General features: G+C 39.4%; 26 protein-coding genes. 3 read left to right on the top strand and 23 right to left on the bottom strand.

Going from position 1 to position 21061, the window contains the following annotated elements; translation table 11 throughout:
• The first annotated feature begins 494 nt into the window (after positions 1-494).
• Together K1I43_RS00005 and K1I43_RS00010 are read left to right on the top strand one after the other, a co-directional pair.
• Complete coding sequence (locus K1I43_RS00005) at positions 495-1469, top strand: ParA family protein (RefSeq protein ID WP_009360896.1); 975 nt, start codon at positions 495-497, stop codon at positions 1467-1469.
• On the top strand, positions 1466-1846 hold the full coding sequence (locus K1I43_RS00010; RefSeq protein WP_019417936.1) for a hypothetical protein: 381 nt from the start codon (positions 1466-1468) through the stop codon (positions 1844-1846). The genes K1I43_RS00005 and K1I43_RS00010 overlap by 4 nt, the downstream gene beginning before the upstream one ends.
• Before the next feature lie 82 nt (positions 1847-1928).
• Here K1I43_RS00010 and K1I43_RS00015 read toward each other — a convergent pair whose 3' ends face one another.
• Positions 1929-2564 (bottom strand): LysE family translocator, encoded by a 636-nt coding sequence (locus K1I43_RS00015; RefSeq protein WP_019417937.1) that lies wholly within the window; start codon positions 2562-2564, stop codon positions 1929-1931.
• A gap of 29 nt (positions 2565-2593) precedes the next feature.
• Positions 2594-3211, bottom strand: a complete 618-nt coding sequence (locus K1I43_RS00020; protein WP_019417938.1) for an FMN-binding negative transcriptional regulator — start codon at positions 3209-3211, stop codon at positions 2594-2596.
• A 119-nt stretch (positions 3212-3330) separates the two neighbouring features.
• Between K1I43_RS00020 and pdxR the strand changes: the two genes are divergently transcribed.
• A complete protein-coding gene (gene pdxR, locus K1I43_RS00025; protein WP_220382562.1) occupies positions 3331-4710 on the top strand; it encodes a MocR-like pyridoxine biosynthesis transcription factor PdxR in 1380 nt (459 codons plus the stop codon).
• A gap of 236 nt (positions 4711-4946) precedes the next feature.
• On the opposite strand, the gene K1I43_RS00030 is transcribed toward pdxR, so the two are convergent.
• From K1I43_RS00030 to K1I43_RS00125, 21 genes are all read right to left on the bottom strand, one after another.
• Positions 4947-5654: a DsbA family oxidoreductase gene (locus tag K1I43_RS00030; protein WP_019417941.1), complete on the bottom strand. Its 708-nt coding sequence runs from the start codon at positions 5652-5654 to the stop codon at positions 4947-4949.
• A gap of 212 nt (positions 5655-5866) precedes the next feature.
• Positions 5867-6850: a TlpA family protein disulfide reductase gene (locus K1I43_RS00035; protein ID WP_019417942.1), complete on the bottom strand. Its 984-nt coding sequence runs from the start codon at positions 6848-6850 to the stop codon at positions 5867-5869.
• Between the two features lie 28 nt (positions 6851-6878).
• Entirely contained in the window at positions 6879-7307 is a 429-nt protein-coding gene (locus tag K1I43_RS00040) for a thiol-disulfide oxidoreductase DCC family protein (protein ID WP_083842731.1), read from the bottom strand.
• A gap of 72 nt (positions 7308-7379) precedes the next feature.
• Positions 7380-8159, bottom strand: a complete 780-nt coding sequence (locus K1I43_RS00045) for a GNAT family N-acetyltransferase (protein ID WP_019417944.1) — start codon at positions 8157-8159, stop codon at positions 7380-7382.
• Positions 8160-8441: 282 nt separating this feature from the next.
• Complete coding sequence (locus tag K1I43_RS00050) at positions 8442-9068, bottom strand: 4Fe-4S single cluster domain-containing protein (protein ID WP_220382563.1); 627 nt, start codon at positions 9066-9068, stop codon at positions 8442-8444.
• Positions 9068-9757, bottom strand: coding sequence for a ComEA family DNA-binding protein (locus tag K1I43_RS15825; protein WP_220382564.1), 690 nt, complete (start codon positions 9755-9757; stop codon positions 9068-9070). The genes K1I43_RS00050 and K1I43_RS15825 overlap by 1 nt, the downstream gene beginning before the upstream one ends.
• 4 nt (positions 9758-9761) lie before the next feature.
• Positions 9762-9974, bottom strand: a complete 213-nt coding sequence (locus tag K1I43_RS00060; RefSeq protein WP_220382565.1) for a DUF2997 domain-containing protein — start codon at positions 9972-9974, stop codon at positions 9762-9764.
• A gap of 10 nt (positions 9975-9984) precedes the next feature.
• The gene (locus tag K1I43_RS00065) at positions 9985-10425 is read right to left on the bottom strand and encodes a DUF1257 domain-containing protein (protein WP_220382566.1); all 441 of its coding nucleotides are present in this window, start codon (positions 10423-10425) and stop codon (positions 9985-9987) included.
• A gap of 23 nt (positions 10426-10448) precedes the next feature.
• On the bottom strand, positions 10449-12131 hold the full coding sequence (locus K1I43_RS00070) for an AAA family ATPase (RefSeq protein WP_255571751.1): 1683 nt from the start codon (positions 12129-12131) through the stop codon (positions 10449-10451).
• 163 nt (positions 12132-12294) lie between these two features.
• Positions 12295-12720 (bottom strand): NUDIX domain-containing protein, encoded by a 426-nt coding sequence (locus K1I43_RS00075; protein WP_220382615.1) that lies wholly within the window; start codon positions 12718-12720, stop codon positions 12295-12297.
• A 464-nt stretch (positions 12721-13184) separates the two neighbouring features.
• The gene (locus tag K1I43_RS00080; RefSeq protein ID WP_220382567.1) at positions 13185-13556 is read right to left on the bottom strand and encodes a VOC family protein; all 372 of its coding nucleotides are present in this window, start codon (positions 13554-13556) and stop codon (positions 13185-13187) included.
• A gap of 44 nt (positions 13557-13600) precedes the next feature.
• A complete protein-coding gene (locus K1I43_RS00085) occupies positions 13601-14740 on the bottom strand; it encodes a conserved virulence factor C family protein (RefSeq protein ID WP_220382568.1) in 1140 nt (379 codons plus the stop codon).
• Positions 14741-14908: 168 nt separating this feature from the next.
• The gene (tnpB, locus tag K1I43_RS00090; protein WP_220382569.1) at positions 14909-16048 is read right to left on the bottom strand and encodes an IS200/IS605 family element RNA-guided endonuclease TnpB; all 1140 of its coding nucleotides are present in this window, start codon (positions 16046-16048) and stop codon (positions 14909-14911) included.
• A 5-nt stretch (positions 16049-16053) separates the two neighbouring features.
• Positions 16054-16455 (bottom strand): IS200/IS605 family transposase, encoded by a 402-nt coding sequence (tnpA, locus tag K1I43_RS00095; protein ID WP_220382570.1) that lies wholly within the window; start codon positions 16453-16455, stop codon positions 16054-16056.
• 353 nt (positions 16456-16808) lie between these two features.
• Complete coding sequence (locus K1I43_RS00100; RefSeq protein WP_220382571.1) at positions 16809-16967, bottom strand: hypothetical protein; 159 nt, start codon at positions 16965-16967, stop codon at positions 16809-16811.
• A 2-nt stretch (positions 16968-16969) separates the two neighbouring features.
• The gene (locus K1I43_RS00105; RefSeq protein ID WP_220382572.1) at positions 16970-17371 is read right to left on the bottom strand and encodes a gamma-glutamylcyclotransferase family protein; all 402 of its coding nucleotides are present in this window, start codon (positions 17369-17371) and stop codon (positions 16970-16972) included.
• A 165-nt stretch (positions 17372-17536) separates the two neighbouring features.
• On the bottom strand, positions 17537-18295 hold the full coding sequence (gene pxpA / locus K1I43_RS00110) for a 5-oxoprolinase subunit PxpA (protein ID WP_220382573.1): 759 nt from the start codon (positions 18293-18295) through the stop codon (positions 17537-17539).
• A gap of 2 nt (positions 18296-18297) precedes the next feature.
• Positions 18298-18657, bottom strand: a complete 360-nt coding sequence (locus K1I43_RS15830) for a 5-oxoprolinase subunit C family protein (protein ID WP_370628339.1) — start codon at positions 18655-18657, stop codon at positions 18298-18300.
• Positions 18650-19303, bottom strand: coding sequence for a 5-oxoprolinase subunit C family protein (locus tag K1I43_RS00115; RefSeq protein ID WP_370628340.1), 654 nt, complete (start codon positions 19301-19303; stop codon positions 18650-18652). Before K1I43_RS00115 ends, K1I43_RS15830 begins: the two co-directional genes overlap by 8 nt.
• Positions 19281-20027, bottom strand: a complete 747-nt coding sequence (pxpB, locus tag K1I43_RS00120) for a 5-oxoprolinase subunit PxpB (RefSeq protein ID WP_019417953.1) — start codon at positions 20025-20027, stop codon at positions 19281-19283. Before pxpB ends, K1I43_RS00115 begins: the two co-directional genes overlap by 23 nt.
• Entirely contained in the window at positions 20014-20775 is a 762-nt protein-coding gene (locus tag K1I43_RS00125) for an IclR family transcriptional regulator (RefSeq protein WP_019417954.1), read from the bottom strand. Before K1I43_RS00125 ends, pxpB begins: the two co-directional genes overlap by 14 nt.
• Positions 20776-21061: the final 286 nt, after the last annotated feature.

The raw sequence follows: 21061 nt of genomic DNA on the forward strand, positions 1-21061 counted from the left end.
GCGCAGTCGTTTTGCATCGCAAGAAGCATCGTTTCCACACTTACGAAACACGAAAAAAACGTGTGGGACTCGTTGTGTCTTCTGTTGGCAGGCGAAACGATCGATCGAGTTCTTTCCGCTACCTAGGGCATTTTCTATGACCGAAATGCCCTATTTGTGCTGGGCTTTTTTATACACTAGCACTGGGGTGAATAGTTACTCTTCTATCCGATTGCGGTGGTCAACGTTGTCGATAGCTGCTAAATATTTCGCGAAAACTTCCATCGTTTCGTGTTCTCCCTTCACTTGTTTACAACTGTTTTTCATATCGTGCTACTTTTCCTTTTATTTTATCATAAATGGGGATTTATCAAATCGATATAGGAGATTGTAAAATATTGTTTTTTTATTTTTTGGGCCGGCTCTACCTCTTGCTTCTATAGAAAAAATCCGTCATAACCTTTCCGTTTTTCTCATACAAATAAACCGTCTATATGCAACAGGGGGGGATCATCATGGAGCGGCAAGCAAAAGTAGTGAGCATCATCAACTGGAAAGGTGGCGTAGGAAAGACAACCGTCACCCATCATTTAGCAACAGGACTGCAACATTTATCATCTGACGAATTGGAGTTATTTGATCTTACATATTCTCAACCGAAGGTGTTATTAGTAGATGCGGATGCCCAATGTAACCTTTCCATTTCATGTCTAACACCAGAATGGTTTGAACAATTAGCCTATCATAAAACACCTCCGATCGGCACATTGAAAGATTTAATCGAACATTACTTGAAAAATGAGCATCCACAAGTCGATGTGGACGACTTTATTTTAAAAGCATGCGTGCGAAGCGGAAATGGGAAAGTATATGAACATATTGATTTGCTTCCAGCACATGCGGAACTTATTCATACGGACATGGACATTGCCGTTTATTCCCGACCACATTTTAAAGAACATTTATTTGGTTCAGACATTTATAAATTTCAAATGCTGCACCACATTTTAAACACGGTGAAACATGAGTATGATTTTATTTTTATCGATTGTCCGCCAAATTTAAATTACATTACACAAAACGCCTTGTACGCAAGCGATTACTACTTAATTCCCGCGATTCCTGATCGTCTTTCTTCATATGGTATTTCAGCAATTAAAAATAAAGTAGATGAATTAAATGAAAGATTTCAATCGAGTTCGAAAGAATATAGCGATACAAAACTCATCGGCATCGTCCTCAATTTCATTCGAGAGTACGGAAACCAACCAAAACATACACAAACAAATATGATCAATACATTAAAACATACCCTTTCACCTGATATGATATTTAACAACTATTTACCATACGGTGATGCCATCACAAAAGCATCTGCGCTCAGCTATCCTGTATTTGCTGTTGAAAACAACCAAGCAAAACAAAGCGAATGTGTGAAAAAAATTACACTTGAATTTTTAAACCGAATGAGCGGAGGAATTGTTGTATGAATGTAAAAACATTAGCAAATATATTAGAAAAAACACTGATTATTTTAAAGCATTACGAACACTGTACGGTTGATGAGATGCTAGATGATCTTTCTACAAAGTTGCAACATCAAAAAAAACAAATCACAAGCGAAATTGATTACTCACATGTCATGAAACAAATTAAAAATATGAACAAAGAGGACGCAACAACATTTTTATCGTCTTTCAAAAAAGAACAACTACTTCAGATCGGATTACAAATGAATATGAAATTACAAAAGAGAGACACGAAACAAATATTAATTGAATCAATTGTATCCCATTGCAGCTTTCCTGAACTATATGCCAAAATGGCAAATAGAAAATCGCAAAAGCAAATGAGCGAACAGATATAACAACTGTTCGCTTATTTAATTTACGTACAGTAAATCGAATGGATAGGATCGCAAATTTGTCCGTAATAAATGACATCATCCTCTACTTGTTAGACGGGCTTGCAAAGGTTGAAAATATCCCTAAGACAATATATAAGTAACCCGTTACCTTGTTCACTACCTTCGCATGTCCCTTTTTTCCCACGATCCATTTTCGAATGCTCGCTGCAAGAATGGCATATAGACTATCGTTAATAAAAGCGAGGATAATAAATATCGTTCCTAAAAGTAAAAATTGTGCAGGGACCGAGCCTGCATAAGGTGTGATGAACTGCGGAAAGAAAGCGAGAAAAAACAATGCTGTTTTAGGATTCATCACTTCGACGATTACCGATTCATAAAAAATCTTCCATAATTTTTTATGATTCGTTTTTGAACTGGCGACATGATTTTCGTGAGATGTAGAAAATAAAGTTTTGCACCCGAGATAAACGAGATAAACAGCCCCCAAATATTTCACAATCGTAAAAGCTGTAGCAGATGTCATGAGAATGGCGGATACTCCAACTGCTCCTGCCAAAACATGAACAGCGCCACCAAGAGAAACACCAAGAACCGACACAAGCCCCGCTTCCTTCCCTTGATCGATACTTCTTGCCATAATATAAAACACCGCAGGTCCAGGCATGATTAATAATACAGTCGCCGAAATAACAAATAACCAAATTGTTGAATCCATTATATTTCACTCCTTTTCAACCAATAAAATTACATTTTATTTTTCAAATTTTCTTTCATTAAAGTGGCGATTTGTTGCTCGTTTGGTAACGGGATTTGTTCTAATTGTTTTATCACGAGTTCTTGTCTATGACGAGAATGGTTTTGGCTTAGTTTTGCCTTCCCTTCGATCTTATTGATTTTTATTTTGAATCCTTGAATTCCTTTCATCATGCCATGAAGAAGGTCCGCGCCTACATCTTGCAGCCTGTACGAACGATTATCAGCTTCATACTTAAGTACCATATCATTTAAGGAACTCATTAGCTCGTGTTCATCCTCGATTAACTCAACCTCGCCATACACATGCACCACTACATAATTCCACGTTGGCACGGCTTGATTCGTTTCATACCAAGAAGGAGAAATATAACAATGCGGACCGTGAAACACCGCTAAAACAGTTTGATTTTCAATATCTTTCCATTGTGGGTTCGAACGGGCAAAATGACCATACAAATACGTTTTCTCCTTATTCAATAGCAAAGGTAAATGTGTAGCAAACGGCTCCCCTCTATGGATAGAGAACAATGTGGCAAAACTATTTTTCTCTATAGTTTCATAAGCAACCGCTGTTTCTGTGATCGCAAAATCATCTGGAATATACATAGCCACTCTCCTCTACTTTATTTTTGATATAAACCAACTCTCTACAAAACATGGTATAATTTAAACTGACATTTAAAAAGGTACAATAATAAAAAAATTAACATGTCAGGATGATAAAAATGCAAAATATGATTTTCCCTTTCCATGATCGCTCCCCTAAATACAAACAAATCTACGAAAAACTCAAATTTTTTATTGAGCAAGGCGACATAAAACCGAACGAGCGATTGCCATCCATTCGGCAACTTGCAGAGTCTTTACATGTTAGCCGCAATACAACACTAATGGCATACGAGCAGCTTGTTGCTGAGGGATATATTCGTGGAGAAAGTCGAAAAGGCTATTTTGTGAATGAATTAGAGCCCTTTCTCGTTCATGAAATTTACACCGCTTCGCAACCTAAGCAAATAAATCTTGCGCCAACTGTTTTTGTTGACTTTCGGGCAGATGTCGTAGATCAATCACATTTTCCTTTCAAAACATGGAGAAAAATCTCTAATCAAGTACTAACAATAAAGGATAGCTTTCGGTATGGAGATCCTTTTGGAGAATTATGCCTGCGCGAACAAATTGCAGCCTATCTTTTTCAATCGCGTGGTGTAAAAACGGATCCAAATGCAGTGATCATCGGAAGTAGTACCCAACAAATGCTTGTATACCTTGGGCGTATACTGAGGGATGAGTTCCAAAGTATTATCGTTGAAGATCCTGGTTACGACGGTGCTCGGGAAGCCTTTCAATTTCATCGTTTTATGTTCGAAACATTGCCGGTTTACGAAACGGGTGTGGATCTTTCCAAGCTAGAACAAATGCACTCCCAATTAATTTATGTAACCCCCTCTCATCAAAGCCCGATGGGAGTAAGCATGTCCATCCAACAACGACAACTGCTCATTCATTGGGTCAACAAAGTGAAGGGATATATCATTGAAGATGATTACGATAGTGAATTTCGCTATACGCAAAAACCGTTCCCTGCTCTTGCTTCCATTGATTCGACAAGAGTCATTTATCTAGGGAATTTCTCAAAAGCTTTTCTTCCAGGGATTCGTTTAAGCTACATGGTGTTGCCACAACATCTGTTAAATCGTTACAAAGAGCAATTTTTCCTTTTCGAAAATACTGCATCACTCATTAGCCAACTCGCTATGGCGAAGTTTATGGAAGAAGGCGAATGGAACCGACACATTAAACGAATGCGCCTTGTTTATAAGCGAAAAATGCAACACTTCGTATCATTATTAAGAAAAGCGTTTGAGGATAAGATAACCATTATCGGTGAACAGTCTGGGTTATATATATTAATCAAGGTACACTTGAACTGTTCAGAAGAATGGCTTATCGAGCGAGCTTTCTCTTATGGAGTAAAAGTGTATCCTACTTCGCGCTACGTTATTAAAAACCATTCAGACAAACCAATGATTAAACTTGGTTTTAGCAATCTTTCTTTTGATGAAATCCAACTCGGAGTGGAATTGTTGAAAAAAGCATGGTCTTGACCTCTCACTTATAGGGAAAAGGATGCCCTTCAGCTAAGGTGGGAAAGTTGAATAAGCAAAGGAATTTGAAAAAACGCGCTCTTTGCTACAAAATGCGTTTGACAAACAAGATGTTCATAATGCCAAAAATTAAGAAAAAAACGCTTGAATTGTTATGTCTTGAGCGTCTCAGCTTGTCGTTTTTTCAACAAGATGAGCCGGCTAGCTTCTAGCCGGCATTTATTCGCTTGAGTTATTTAGTCGATAGAGCAATTTCCATCCGTACACGTTTTTCCTTCTTCTGCTAGCGATTGTAGCGAGGATGACTGCTGTTCTTCCATCCACACTTTCTCTAACGCCTGACGGAATACTTCGACGGGCTGAGCACCAGAAATCGCATATTTTCCATTTAACACGAAAAACGGTACACCGCGGATGCCGAGTTGAGCCGCCATTGCTTCCTCTTTTCGCACTTGTTCTGCATAATGCTCGCCATCAAGCACCGCTTCCGCCTCTTTGCGGCCAAGTCCTGCTGCTTCGGCAAGCTCAAGCAACACATCGCGATCGCTAATTCGCTTCGATTCAGTGAAATAGGCGTAAAACAGCCGCTCCACCACTTCATGAAGTTTTCCTCTTTCTTTCGCGTATTGTGCCAAACGATGCGCATCAAACGTATTGGTCGGCTTCATCGTCTCAAAGCGGAACGTGAGACCAATCGCCCCCGCTTGCTTGCCAATATCGGCATTTGCTCGCTTCGCTTCTTCTACGGACATGCCGTATTTTTGCGCAATGATTTCGTGGATGCTAAATGGTGTTTCTTTTTTCGCATTCGGATCAAGTTCAAAGCTACGGAAAACAACCTCAACATTCTCCCGATGCGGAAAAGACTCGAGCGCCTGCTCTAACCGCCGCTTTCCAATATAACAAAACGGACAAACAAAATCGGACCATATTTCAATCTTCATCGATACACCTCAGTTTCATCTCTCCAAAGCGGAGGAAATTTTCTCCCTTATTGTAACGAACATATCTTTTTTCCTTCAAATCATCTGCTTAAAGTGTGGCGGGTACTGTTAAGCCATTGCAGTTTTGCTTGGCTATATGCAAATAGAAAATCGCAAAAGCAAATGAGCGAACAGATATAACAGCTGTTCGCTCAATGTTTGATACCGCAACATCATTTCGACAACATCGCTCGTTTCATTGCCTCGTATGAAAGTGGACCGACATGTTTGCTACGAATGCCCCCTTGTTCATCGATGATATACGAAGTCGGAATGGTGATCACTTTATATGTTTTACTAACTGTTCCTTGCTCATCAAGCATGATATCAAATGTCAATCTTTTTTGATTCACGAACGTTTCGACAACATGACGATTTTTTTCTTTATTCGTCAAATTGACCGCTACAATCGCGACATGTTGTCCATACTGCTCATAAAATCGTTGCATCTCTGGCATTTCCGCACGGCACGGAGGACACCATGATGCCCAAAAATTTAAAACTACTTTTTTCCCTCGAAACTGAGACAGCTTCATTTTTTCGCCCTGTAATGTCATTAACTCGAAATCAGGGGCAATTTCTCCTACATCAATCCCAATGTTCGAACTCGATTGCTGCGAAGTTGTTTCTTTTGTCATATCCGATGTGGATGAGAAGATGAAGACGAGAATATGGAACGAAACAAGCAGTTGCCATAGCTTTCTCGTCGTTTTTATACGTGAAGAAATAATAAAGAAAACAACAGCGACGACAGCTTGTAGCCAAATGAAGCGATTTTCTGGAAATCCACTTCCTTTCCATACGAGAAATACAATCCAATATCCAAAATATATTGAGGTAGCTACGCGTATATAAGCGTCGAACGGAATGTGCTGTATTTTCAACTGCCAATATGTATACACGACAATGAATACCCCTGCCAAAACAAGTCCCACAACACCACCGTTAAAATAAAGAAGTGTTAATGGATTTTCTAGCACCATGTTCGGATGTACAATGCCGTAGCTTAATTTCCATATGATCAAACCATACACGAAACTATTAAAAATCATATCCATCATGCGTCGTTCTGCTTTTAAAACGAACACACCATAATAAAAAAACAAATATGTCATAACTAGACTTGCTACAAGCAACAAATTTTCTCCTTGAATCATTTTTTCCTCCTTTACTGACCACGTTTCACTATAAAAAGCGCTTTTTTATATCCTCTGTCGGAACAAAGCAGCAATCCGTCTTTCCAAACCAACGATACCTATTTTTCGCGATCCAATCATATACTCGATCGCGAATAGGAAAAGGAATAAGAATAAACCAATATAAGTACTTCCAAAATCCTCGCAAATGTTTGCATACGCGTAACGCTGCAGTAGATTTAACATAGTATGTAGATTCATCGATGAATATAAAACTATCGAGTTGTTGAGAGATATGATATTTCTTAAGCAACGCTTGACCTGCTTCACTTTGCAACGAAGCAAAACGAAAATAAGCTTTTTCGTCTCTTTCAATAATAAACCGAACCGTTGCACTACAAAAATGACAAACGCCATCAAACAATATGATGTGCATGACCGACCAATCCTTCCCCTTCGGTTCATCTGACCTCTCCATTATAGCTCACCTATGCAACAAAAGAAAAACGTGAAGCCCGTTAACTCCACGTTTTCTACATCTATCCAGAAATTATCCGTACATCGTCCACATCCCGATATCATGAAAACCCAATCTTTTATAAATACGACCCGCATTCGGATTGTCATAAAATAAACATAACGTTTTTCCAATGCGAACGTAATCTTGAATGACGCGCTTCATAATTTCGCTTGCATATCCTTTGTGGCGACGATTCGGATCTGTACACACGCCGACAACCATCGCAGATAGCGTATTTTCTGCAGTTGTTGCGACAGACGACACCATGCGACCATCTTCCTCGATATAGTACACACGCCCTGTATTTGTTTCTAACGATTTGACTAGCATATCTCGCGATGACGGCGGTACCGAAAACTCCGTGATGCGACGACGCAGTTCAAGTATTCGATCGACATCATCAATCGTTGCTCGCTTAATTTCATAGCGACTTTGCTCTTCTGGAAATGTGATTTCGTTACATTCACAAAAATACGTGACTCGCTTTTTTCCAAGCAGTAAGAGAGGTTCAAATTTTGCGACAAGCTCCGTTTTCCCAGAAAGACGAACAGGATGAGAAGTATTTCGCATCACTTCTGCAAATCCGTCAATATCAAAATCCCCCGGAGCATAGGGAATATACGAATCGTAAAATCGCAACAATACGCCTCTCAATCTACCATTCTCATCAAAATCGCCCCACAACTCTTGGAATTCCTGCTCGTAACCGAACGCCTCAATATCACCAATAATAAAAAGATTCAATGAAGGCTCCTGCTTTAAAAAAGAAAACACAACATCATGATCTGCCCCGCTCAATTTACGAATCATCCCCATCCCCCTTGCCGATACATGTTCATCCTACTAGACTGTCAAAAATACATGTGCCTTCCGCGAACGATCCCAATAACAATGATTACGATATGCTTTCTACGCTAACGCTTGTTTTCGTTGAACACTTTTTCTAAAAGAATGTATCGTATTCATACTTTGGACAAGATACGTAAAAACAACGCGATATATATCTTCATCCAGGATGTAGCTACTTTTAGAACGAAAAGGTCAGCCTCTTCTACAAATCTCGATCATTCTTTTGGTTTAACAGTATATACGCTATCTTTTCTTTTCTACCTTATATTCTTTCTCTAACAAAATTTCTTTTAATAAATCTAGCGTAACCATACCATTCACGGCCACTGATCCATCTATATTTAACCGAACCTCAACTTTATTTGGAATGCTCAAAAGTTGTTCCCTCAAGTATTCATACCTCGGTGTCAAGAAATGATACCTTTGATTCGAAGAACCAACCCACGGTCGGCTCACATCCAATTTCTCTTTTATAAATGGACCATCGACAAGTAAATCGGTCATTTGTAAAAGTTCCATATGATGTGGATTGTTTGATGATATAATATCTTCATATAAATAACCGGTAAAAGTCATCACTGATAAGCCAATTTCCTTCACCATCGCAGCTAACTTGGCTAGAGGTCGTGCTTGATCAAACGGTTCTCCTCCGAGAAAAGTAACTCCTTCAATGCCATGTTCCCTCTTGCTTTTTTCGATTTCAGCAAACAAAGCTTGAATCTCTTTCTTCTTCCCTTTGTTTTGGTCCCATGTCCAAGGTACTGCACACCCTTGGCAACGGATTGAACACCCTTGCACCCAAAGGCACGATCTTTTCCCTGGCCCTTCTACCATTGTCAACGGTAAAAAATGATGAATCATAAGTTCCATTAAAAATCGACGATCCTTCCTTCATATTTATTTTGTTTCGATGGCGATTCAAGTTCAGGAAATTTAATGAACGGTCTTATCTTTTCGACTACATGTGGCTTTAACTGTAAACACTCAGAGAAGTGCTCTAAAGATCGAAATCCTCCTTCCTTTTCACGAACCATAACTATTTTTTTAGCTAATAGCCCTCCAATGGCAGGGATAGAGGAGATTTCTTCTTCTGTTGCTTTGTTAATATCAACTAATTTCTCCATGACAGGTTTTTCTACGTATCGTTTTTCAGCTTCCATCATTGACATATCAATGCCTTTATACTCTTCTTTAATTATTGTTTTCAACTGTTCGAGTTCGCGTGCTTTTGATAGAGTTCTTGCTTCGAGACGAAGCAAATACTCCGTTCTCATGTTGAAAACATGGACAATCGATGCAATCCAAGAAATGAAAAGAACGATAAATGACAAATCATTTAACCAATGGTTTTCACTCACTATTTCGTTCACAATCGAAAACAATATAAACGGAATCGAATAGATTACTCCAGCAATAAACCATTTTTTTTGTTTCACTCTGTAGGAGGTGTAAAAAAAAGAAATGTAGTTAAAAAAACCAAAAGGAAAAAAAGTCCAAATCATCCAAAAAGAATTCATTATCTCCCACTTTCTTCCCTTACTTGTAATCTGTTTTCTCACACTCTCACTCCTCTTTAATCATTTGCTGTTGAATGTCATTAATTAAAACATTTGTTTCAAAATACTCATGTGTAAATTGAGAATCGATTGTTTCAGCTTCAAGCAACTCTTCTAATACACGAATATAGTCAAGACACTGTTTTCCTTTAATCCCCACCGTCTCAGCTAATATTTTCCCATCTTCTGTAATTTTTATAATAACTTTTTTCTCGTTCATCTCAATCACCTTATGAATTTACTCTTAAAGTCAGCACAATCGTTCGATCTTGTTGTATTTCTTCCGTTTCTAAAATAAATCCTTTTTCTCTCGCTCTCTCGATTACTTTTTTATATGTCTCTTGTTGAAGAACATATTTATATTCACTCGTTAGATTTTCGATAAAAACCGTTGCATCATCCACTTTTACCTCTTTAGGAAAAATCGCTTCGAAAACCCCATCCTCATTTTTTTCAAACCATATTTTTGTTGTTGCTATTTCCGTTTCATAGTTATCGTTTGTCAATACATTTACATGGCATCCATATTGCTCTAATGCCTTTTGCAACAAAATTTCATCCTTCATGACCGTTCTGAGCCTGAAACTACGATCTATTCTATTTTCAAGCATCGAACTGACAGATTGCGCAACTGCAATCCCGACTGGAATTAACACAAGCTCAATACTCATCTCTCTCACCTTTCAAATTTATTTTAGAAATCTATCGTTCTTCCCCCACGTAATCGGCATATATTATCATGACTATTTGAATCACTAGCAACATATTCCTCTAAATCTTCTCGAGGGGTTGCTGTTACAGCTCGAACGTTGGCCCACTCGCGAATCTTTTGAATTTGCTCTGCTTGCGTCACAGAGAGAGGAACAATTTTTTTACATGCTTTTTCAAAATCCTCAAATGTTACACTTCGCTCTTCGAAAAATGCTTCGAACAATCCATCAATGACGATTTGTTCAATTTCTGCCCCAATAAACCCTTCTGTTAAACTAGCAAGTTTATTTAAAATTTCCTCAGAAACAGTAAAGGTCCCCGTCGCTCTTGGATCCTTTAGTCTTTTATTTAAGTGGACTCGGAAAATCTCAACTCGTTCTCGATAGGTTGGGAGATCTACGAAAAACACTTCGTCAAATCGCCCCTTCCGTAAAAACTCGGAAGGCAAACTAGAAATATTATTTGCTGTCGCGACAACAAACACCGGCTTCATTTTTTCCTGCATCCATGTTAGAAAATGCCCAAAAACCCGTGATGTTGTGCCGCTATCACCGGTAGATTGCACTCCACTAAAACCTTTTTCGATTTCATCAATCCAAAGAATAGAAGGGGCGATCGCTTCAGCTGTTTTGATGGCTTTTCTCATATTTTCCTCGCTACTTCCAACCACACCACTAAAAATTTTTCCTATGTCTAACCGAAGAAGTGGAAGTTGCCACATTGCACTAATTGCTTTACTAATTAAGCTTTTTCCGCACCCAGGAACACCTGTAATTAATACTCCTTTTGGAGAAGGAAGACCGTATCGTTGAGCGGACTCCAACCATGATTTATTTCGCTTCTTAAGCCATCTTTTTAGATTTTCTAATCCACCTACATCATCCATACTGAAGTCGCTATGTATAAACTCTAAAATTCCTGTTTTTTTGATAATTTGTTCTTTTTCTTTTAAAATCACTTCTACATCATCGACATCAAGCTGACCGTCTTCCACCATTGCTCTTGCAAAGGCGTTTTCTGCTTCCGAAAGAGTCAATCCTAACGCTGCCTTAGCCAATTTTTCCTTTTCATTTTCTTTTAAGTTAATCGTAATCCGACCATTTTGCTTATTCACATCAATCATTTCGTCTAAAATACCCATAATCTCTTCGAAAGTAGGAAGTTCGAAATCGATAATGGTAATATCTTTTTGAAGTTCTACTGGAAGCAGAAGAATAGGGGAAATAAAAACAATATTTTTTGGATATATACTTTGCTTAATATTTACAGCCATATCTCTTAACTTCCTTATGATTTGAAAATCTGGACATCTATTTTGTTCCCCAAAGTATATGTGAAAATCGTGAAGAACAAAAACAGACGGTTCTTCATAATTTTCTATAAACTCCAATGCCTTCATTGGATTTTTTGTATCATGCAACGGTTTCCCGTTGATCACAAGCCCTGTTGTCAACTTCCACGTAATTACTTCTCTAGACGTCTTAATTAACGAAATGTCAGAAGCAATAGAGCGAATAAATGAGAGAACCCTTTCTTCTTCCCATGTAGAAATATAAAGAAATGGAAAACGAGCTCGAAATAAATTTGCGACTACTTTTTTCATATTTGCATTCTGGTTATTTGCCACCGAAATCTTCCTTTCCATTGGAGATAATTCAATATGCAAGCCTGTCTTTTCCTCCACTGCTTTGGTTACACATTCTCCTTTTTTGGAGTCAACGGCACTGTAAGAATCGATACGGATTTCACAGTTACTAACGGGAAAATGACAGCGAATAAAAATTCTTCACCCTATCAATTTTGCGCATAAAAACCCCAAAACATAATATTTAAAAATAGTTCAATATTTCACGCGGCGCAAAGTTTTCGAGTTCCTTCAACTGTTCTTTCCTCCACCACTTTAAATCCATAAACGTATTTTTCTCTTTTTCAGTCATGTTCTCCATAGAAAATACAGTATTAGATTGAATCGTTACCTTATAGTAAATCTCACGGCTTATGAAAGAACCGTTTTTTCCTTCAATGAGTATATCAATTTCAAATAATGGCTCGCCATGAATGTCAACAGCAATGTTAAGTTCTTCACGCAATTCTCTTTTTAAAGCTTCGATTGGAGTTTCATTTTCCTTGACGCCACCGCCAGGCGTTACCCATAACACGACGTTTCCTACGACATCCGTAAATTCAAATTTTTGAAGAAGAATTTCATGACATTCATTGACGATTACTGCTCTAGCGCATTTGCGTATTCGCATCATGTTTCTCCTCTTTATTTTTGTTATGCAGTGAATCCATAATTAATGTATACGCCGATATGCTTTTCGACATTGGCGGCAATATTTCACTTTCTGAAATGTTGAACGATCTTCTGGGTGTAAAACTTTAAACGCCTCTAACTCTCCCTCGGTAAACGCTCTTTGATTACGATCAACATAAAAATCTAGCAGATTTCCACCACATTTTGGACAATAGTCCCGCTCTCTCCGTATAACATAAATCAGTCCAAATGCACTCATTGTCATAATAAAAGCAGGAACGAAAAAATTGAGAAAATTATCCATTACTCTCAACCCTCAACTAAAATGACTACCCTTATCTTACACAAAAACGAAGACAAATGATGTCGAATTTTGTCACAAAAGCAAAAAAAGACAGAAGTTTTCTCCACTTCTGTCTCAATTTATTGTCAACAAAGTCAAACGAAGACTGTTCCACGCTTTTATTGCTGTTTCTCAAGAAATTCTATTCGGTTGCGAAACGGATCGTGAAAGGAGAAGCGAATCACACCTGGAATGTTTTTTTCGTCTTGTGTCACTACTCCCTTTTCTTCCAAGTAGCGCCGCACTGCTTCGATATTTTCCACTTCAAACGCCGGATGGCTTTTGCTTCGATATCCTTCGCGGTTTTCAACACCGATATGCAGTTCAATATCGCCAATTTTATACCAAAGCCCGCCATTTGCTTTCAACGTTTCCGGTTTTTCGATTTCGGCAAAACCGAGCACGCCCGTATAAAAAGCCCGCGCTTCGTCCTCTGCACCGATTGGGATGCAAATTTGTATATGATCGAGTCGTTTGATAACAATGTTCATGCTGCTTCTCCTCTCTATCTTCTTTTCAGCATTCGAAGAGTGGCTCAATATTTCCCTTCCTCTCTCTTTCTACTCTCCGTCATTTGCTTCCAAACAGATCCTTTCGCCTCTTCGCCACCTTCGATTCGTTCGATGGCCATTTTTACTTGCATGCTTACTTCAAATTCCGGATCGTTTTCGGCTGCTTTTAAAGCAGGCAGGACGGTTTCATCTCCATTTTCATATAAAAACATCGCTGCACGCCAGCGAACTAACTTGCTTGCATCTTTTAGCGCTTCGACCATAACAGGAATCGATTCAACGTCACCAATGTCAGATAAACAGTCACCAGCGGTACGCCGCACAGAAACAGCTGGATCCTTTAGTGCTTCATACAAATATGGAAGCACGTTTTTCCCACCAATCATTCCTAAGTAAGCTGTCGCTAAACGGCGAATCGCTACTTTCTCATCTTTTAACGCCTTTGCCAATACGGGCAAATCGGTTTCCGTCGGCTCCGCCATCTGTTCCAACGCTGCATATCGTTTCATCCAGTCCGGATCATCTAGCATTTGTTCAGTCACTTGAACACTTGTTCGTTTTTGTGTTTTCGCCTGCTCCCCTTGTTTAAACATGTGTACGAATCGCTCGAGCCGTTCTGGCGGATAAGCAGCGGACAACTCCTCGACAATTTCAGCGCCGATTTCTTCAAATGTTCCGTATCGAACGCCCTTTTCGACCCATTTCCGCTCCACGACAATATTCCCCGCATGTTTTTGCGCTTCTAGCACCGCATCGACAAACGGTTGTGGCAACCCCACTCGTTTCTCTTCGTGACCGTCCGTTAACTTCACTTGCATCGGCAAGCCATAAAGCATTTGCACATACACTTTCACTTCGCCAAAATGCTCATTGCGCACCGATTCATTTTCTTTAAGATCCTCCACCTGTTCGCCAAACACTTCGCGCACCTTTGTTAAGATCGGTTTCCAATCATATTTCGCATGCCGTTCCACAGCTAAAAAGTCAGCGACATGGTAAATGCCTTTTACACCTTCGATTTTCAATAACTGCTTAATGATTTCAGGAGCTTGTTCAGCCTGCGCTGACTTATAGTTGTAGCTTGTTCCGAATGGAAGCTCTTCATCGAGCAACACTTTCATTGTATTGGGACTTGGTGTCGGTTCAATTGATCGAATCTTCATCCGCTTCTCTCCTATTCACGATAACATTCCAATATATTCATACGCCAAAAAATCATATAACTTTATTGAAAAGGAAGAAACAAAGAAAAGCAAACATTTCGCTCAATGAAAATGTAACAAGCTTGAACCTCTCATGGCTGAAGCCACGAGATTCCTGCGCTGTCCCTTCTAACGAAGAGAGAATGAGCAGGCTAGCCCCGCAGTTCCTGCGGTTAGAAGCCGAATGGCTTCGTTTTTTAAATTCATACTTGCGTTCACATCTCGATCGTGATGTGTGCCACATGAAGGGCACTCCCATTCACGAAGGTGAAGATGTTTCACGTCTTTGTTTTTGTATCCGCAACGGGAACACAATTGGCTAGACGGAAAATTTTTTGCCACTACCACCACTTGTTTGCCGTACCATGTCGCTTTGTACATGAGCATGTTTGTAAATGTTGACCATGATACGTCGGCAATGGCTTTGGCTAAGTTGTGGTTTTTCATCATGTTTGCCACTTGCAAATCTTCGACTCCGATGATGTCGTGGTTTTTGACAATCTCGGTCGAGAGTTTATGCAAGTAGTCATTTCGGGAATTTGTCATTTTCTCGTGTAGGCGTGCGACCTTGATTCGTTGTTTATGCCAATTCGAACTTCCTATTTGTCGCCTAGAAAGAATACGTTGGGCTTTCGCTAATTTTTCTTCTAGTTTGCGAAGAAACTTTGGATTCGCATACGTCGTACCGTCTGAAAGAATCGCAAAATGTTTTACGCCCAAGTCAATCCCGACGGCACGATTCGTTTTAGGGAGTGGTTGCACATCTGTTTCCACAAGAACAGAAACAAAATATTTTCCGCTTGCGTTTCGTCGAATCGTCGCAGACAAGATGCGTCCTTCGACTTCCCGACTTTTCGCAACACGCACAAGACCAAGTTTCGGGAGTTTGATTCGATTGCCGACAATGGCAATATTTCCATTCGTGTACTTTGTTGTGTACGATTGCACCTTGTTCTTTTTTGATTTAAAACGTGGTTTGTTATTTTGTTTTTGAAAAAATCGGGTGTACGCATCAGATAAATGTTTCAGCGAGGTTTGGAGCGCAATGCTGTCCACTTCTTTTAGCCATACAAATTGTTTTTTGAGGTTGGTTAATTGAGAAGAACAAACCTTGTATGTTAACCCTTTTCCTGTTGTTCGGTATGCACGTTCCCATTCAGCAAGGAAATGGTTGAATACAAAACGAGCGCAACCGAATGTTTTGGCAATCAGGATTTCTTGCTCTTTGGTTGGATAAATTCGAAATTTGTATGCTTTATGGACGAGCATGGCTTTCACCTCGCTTTCTGATTTTGGATGTATTGTTTTATTTGCGCTTCGGTGTGTTCACTTACGGTTGCGACAAAATAAGAAGGATTCCACAAGTTCCCTCCCCCCAATTTCTCTTTTAGTTGAGGGAATTCTTTAAACAGCAACCTCGCACTCACACCTTTTAATGCTTTAATCATATTTGGAATAGAGTGTTGTGGCGTGCAGTCAATGAGCAAATGAATATGGTCGCTATCACTTTCCATTTGCACAATCGCAAAACCATGTTCTTCCGCAATCTGATGTAGGATTTCTTTTAACCTTGTATCTATGTCGCCAACCAACACCTTGTGACGGTATTTCACACACCACACCACGTGATATTGAATGGAGTACACATATCCTCTGCCACGTTTCACTTCTGCCATGTGGTTCACCTCAATAATAGCGCAACATATATCAGAGGAGTTTTAAAGTCAATTCCTTTTAAAACAAGCATTTTAAATCAAAACACACATCGACATATGTCATTTGTTTAAAAAGCCGATTCATCTCATGACTAAAGTCACGAGTGTTCTCGGCTAAAGTCATAAACTCGAAAAAAGTTATGCAAGATGGATGGAACTTATCTTCCAATTTCATTGTACTATATTTGTAAAATATTGTAGAAGACGAAAAATAACATGGAACAGTTTTTTCGGGCGTGACGGGCACCGTATCCGTGTTTCTTAGAGAAAACAAGTGAACTAATATTTTTTTGCATATAATAGTCGTGATGAATCTACTTTTCTTGCGTCATAATTTGTTTGTTCGGATCAAATGACAGACGAAAGCAACAACTATCAATAATTGGGAAGTAATGACGCAAAAACTTCCCTTCTGCACGCACCCTTAACGCAATCGAGCTGAGTCGCGATAAAAAACACCGGACTTCAAACATGATCACTTGAAGCCACGCTCATATGACTGCTTGTATGCTCTCCACGAAGTGCCTATTCGTGGTAAATGTTTTGCCCGTTCGCTTGAGTATACGTACACAAATCCTGCCTTTTTTCCGTCTACATCTGTCACAAATACTCGCTCATAATCATTACGTTTTCCCTCCCCATAATATCCTTCAAGCCGATCCATCGCCTGTAGTCCTTTTTCGTTTACCGTCAACCATTCACCTTCTACTGGAGGGGCAGATGAATCGAGCACTAAAGCTGGATACAAGTCGGCAACGCTATGAAGCCAACCGTATACAGTACCTGTTTCTATATGTGTAACGTACGGAGCAACAACATGATGATTTTGCTCTCCTTGAAGCAACGTCCCGTACACGAACACTTGAAATAACGTCATGTTTTCTCCTCCTAACATTCGACGATATTATAAATATATCCCTTTCCTTTTTCATGCACATTCCCATAAAAAACTTACCATCTTCACTGTTTCCGAGATAATCGATGTAACCCCGTACACAATAATCTAAAACAAAGGAAGGGGTAAAAAACTCGTTACCTCGATTTAAAATAAAGATGTAATGACAATGCCTTCTTTTTTTAACGCTTCAAAAATTTTTTTAGCAAATGTTAATGCGTGTACCCCATCACCATGAATACAAATCGTATCTGCCTGAATTTCCACATCAGTTCCTTGTTGCGACCGAACTTTTCCCTCTTTTACCATACGAATGACTTGCTGTATGGCTTCTTGTTCGTCATGAATTAAAGCGTTAGGTTTATGTCGTGGTGTTAACGAACCATCTTGCTCATACGTCCGATCAGAAAACACTTCATTTGCTGTTTTTAAGCCTATACGATCTCCCGCCTTAATTAGTTCACTTCCTGCTAATCCAAACAATACTAACGACGAGTCAATGTCATACACTGCTTTTGCGATCGCTTCTGAAAGTGCACTATCTTTTGCAGCCATGTTGTACAAAGCCCCATGCGGTTTTACATGTTGCATCTTTCCACCAGCAGCCTTTACAAAACCATATAACGCCCCCACTTGATAAACAACGAGATCATATACTTCTTCCGGAGTAATTGCCATATTTCTTCTTCCAAATCCAATTAAATCAGGCAACCCCGGGTGTGCACCAATACTCACCCCCTTTTCAAGCGCCAACTGAACCGTCTTTCGCATCGTAGATGGATCTCCCGCATGAAACCCGCAAGCAATATTTGCTGATGTCACGTAATTCAAAATCTCTTCATCGTTTCCCATTCGATATACTCCAAAACTTTCTCCCATATCACAATTCAGATCGATGCGGTACATCTTTATCCTCCCATTTTCAACATCATTACTTTTTCGCATTGCTTCATGCCAAGCTCATGTTGAAGATATAATCGTTGCGCTTCCTCAAATGAAATGTCGCGAAATACAACCTGCTCTCCTGGTTTGGTTTGTGCTAAAATGGGTAAATCAACGGCAATGACTTGCGCGATTTTTGGATACCCTCCCGTCGTTTGACGATCTGCCATTAATATAATTGGCTTTCCTTCGTTCGGCACTTGAATTGTCCCAAACGTAACCGTTTCCGAAACCATTTCTACTGAATGTTTTCTTTGAAGCAAAGGTCCGTCTAAACGATAGCCCATTCGATTCGATTGAGAAGTGACTTCATATCGTTCATTCAAAAAAATATTGTTGACTTTGCATTGTAAAATCAGCAAATTGTGCGCCGCGCATGACGCGAATCGTTTTCGGCGATTCGTAAAAATATGCACGAAGCTCAAATGAAATCCCCCAGCTCATAGCTATAAAAGGAAGAGATGTTTTCTTGTTATAGAATTGAAACAACGCCGATTTTTTTCTTGATTCTCGAAGGAAAAGCACATCTCCTTTTTGCAAAGCTCTTCCTTGAAAACCTCCGATACGTGCAAGTAAATACGTTGATTGGCTGTTCATTACCTTAGGAATATGAAATCCCCCTGACACAGCTAAATAAGCCCGACATCCTACACGACAATGCCCGATCGTAAGTACACTTTCTTGCTTAGCGAAAACAGGGCGCCACAACGGCACTTTTTTCCCGTCGATCATTGCTTCAAATTCTCCGCCACATATCGCAATCAATACCTCCTCCTCAAAAGCAAGTGTTGGACCAATGAACGTCATCTCCAGCGTACCTTCCGATTGTTCATTTCCGACAAGAATGTTGGCGATGCGATGTGCAAATTGATCCATTGCCCCGCCCACAATGACGCCATCCTTTTGAAAACCGAATCGACCTAAATCTTGAATCGTCGTTAGTAAACCACTACGAATCACACGAATACTCATTGTTCTCCTCCTGAAGCTGCTTATATTCTTCCCTCGTTATCGCTTGAAAGCGAACACAGTCTCCAACTTGTAGTAAACTCGGTTGAGGATGGTGGGGACGGAATAATTGGATCGGTGTTCTCCCGATGAGTTGCCATCCCCCTGGGCTTTCAATCGGATATATTCCTGTTTGCATACCGCCAATGCCAACAGAACCTGCTGGAATGTGTAATCGTGGCGAGTGTTTTCGCGGCGTAGCAATTCTTTCTGACATGCCACCTAAATAAGCAAATCCAGGCGCAAATCCAATCATATACACAACGTAATGGCCGTTCGTATGAATATTCACTACTTCTTCAATTGTCAATTCATTTTTTTTAGCCACTTCTTCTAAATCCGGCCCAAACTCCCCTCCATAACAAACAGGAATCACGACTTCATTTCCGTGAGAAATGTTGACAGACTCTAACGATGAAAGAATATTTTTTAATACAGTACAAATTCTTTCAAAAGGGAGAACCTCGATATGGGATTTTCGGTTTAGATTCTTTACAAACTGTATCGGATGATAGTAGACGGTAACAGTTGTATAAGCAGGAACAACTTCAATAATTCCTTCTATATGATGATCTGTAAAATAATTTGTAAATTGACGAACTCGTCGATGAATGTCATGATTAATTTGTTCGCCAAACTTAACAATTAGGGCATGCTCACTAAGCGGTATAAACTCATAATTCAACATTTTTTCCCCCAATAAAACCAAGTGCTTTTGAAATTTGTTCTGCAGCATACCTTAATTTTGGAACTAATTGTTTAATGTAAGAAGGCTGAAAGCGATTTTCTGGTCCAACGACACTTAGCCCCGCCACAACTTTACCTTCGTGATTAAAAATCGGAACAGCCACAGCAGAAGAATAGTCGGCTAATTCGGAGTAACTGACTGTATACCCTTTTCCCTTTGCTTCGTTGATCACCGTTTTTAATTGTTCTCGCTCAACAATTGTTTTTGAGGCAATTGGAATTAACTTGACGCGATCAATATATTTCTTTTGCTCTTCGCTTGGCATGAAGGCAAGTAACACGCGCGGACAAGCTCCAGCATAAAGAGGTGCCCTTCTCCCTACCCGTGTATACACTCGAATCGGCTCTGACGTTTCTACTTTTTCTACATAAATCGCCTCATCACCATCTTTAACAACTAAGTTCACCGCTTCATTCGTTTCTTCTTTTAATTTCTTCATAATCGGCAGTGCTACTTTTCGAACATCTAATCGCTCTGCAACTAAACAACCCAATTGTAACAAGGACAATCCAAGCTCATACGCTTCCTCATCTTTTTTTAGAAAGCCGCTTATCTCCAACGACTGAACCATTCGAAAAACCGTTGTTTTTGGCAGTTTCGTCAACTTCACCATTTCTTGTAGTGTCAACCGTTCATATGTCATAAACAACCGCAATAGTTCAAGTGTTTTGATCACTGTTTTGTTCATAAAGCACCTCCCTTTGTTCCGAATAACGGAATTAATATTCCGAATTTTTCGTATTTAAAGTAATTATATTTCATATAAAAGGAAAATCAATAAAATTATCTTTAAATTCAAAAATTTAAAATACTTATAGTAAAAAACATTTCGGCTCAAATAAAAAACGCTCAAGACACACCTGAGCGTTTTCTTAAATTATTGTTTCTCCATTTTTTCGTTTCGATTATCTAATTCTCCTATATCTCTTTTCCAACTATGTTCACTGGTATTTCTTCGTCCCTACAATTGTGCC

This window comes from Anoxybacillus sp. ST70, assembly GCF_019553625.1.
GTDB lineage: Bacteria > Bacillota > Bacilli > Bacillales > Anoxybacillaceae > Anoxybacillus > Anoxybacillus gonensis.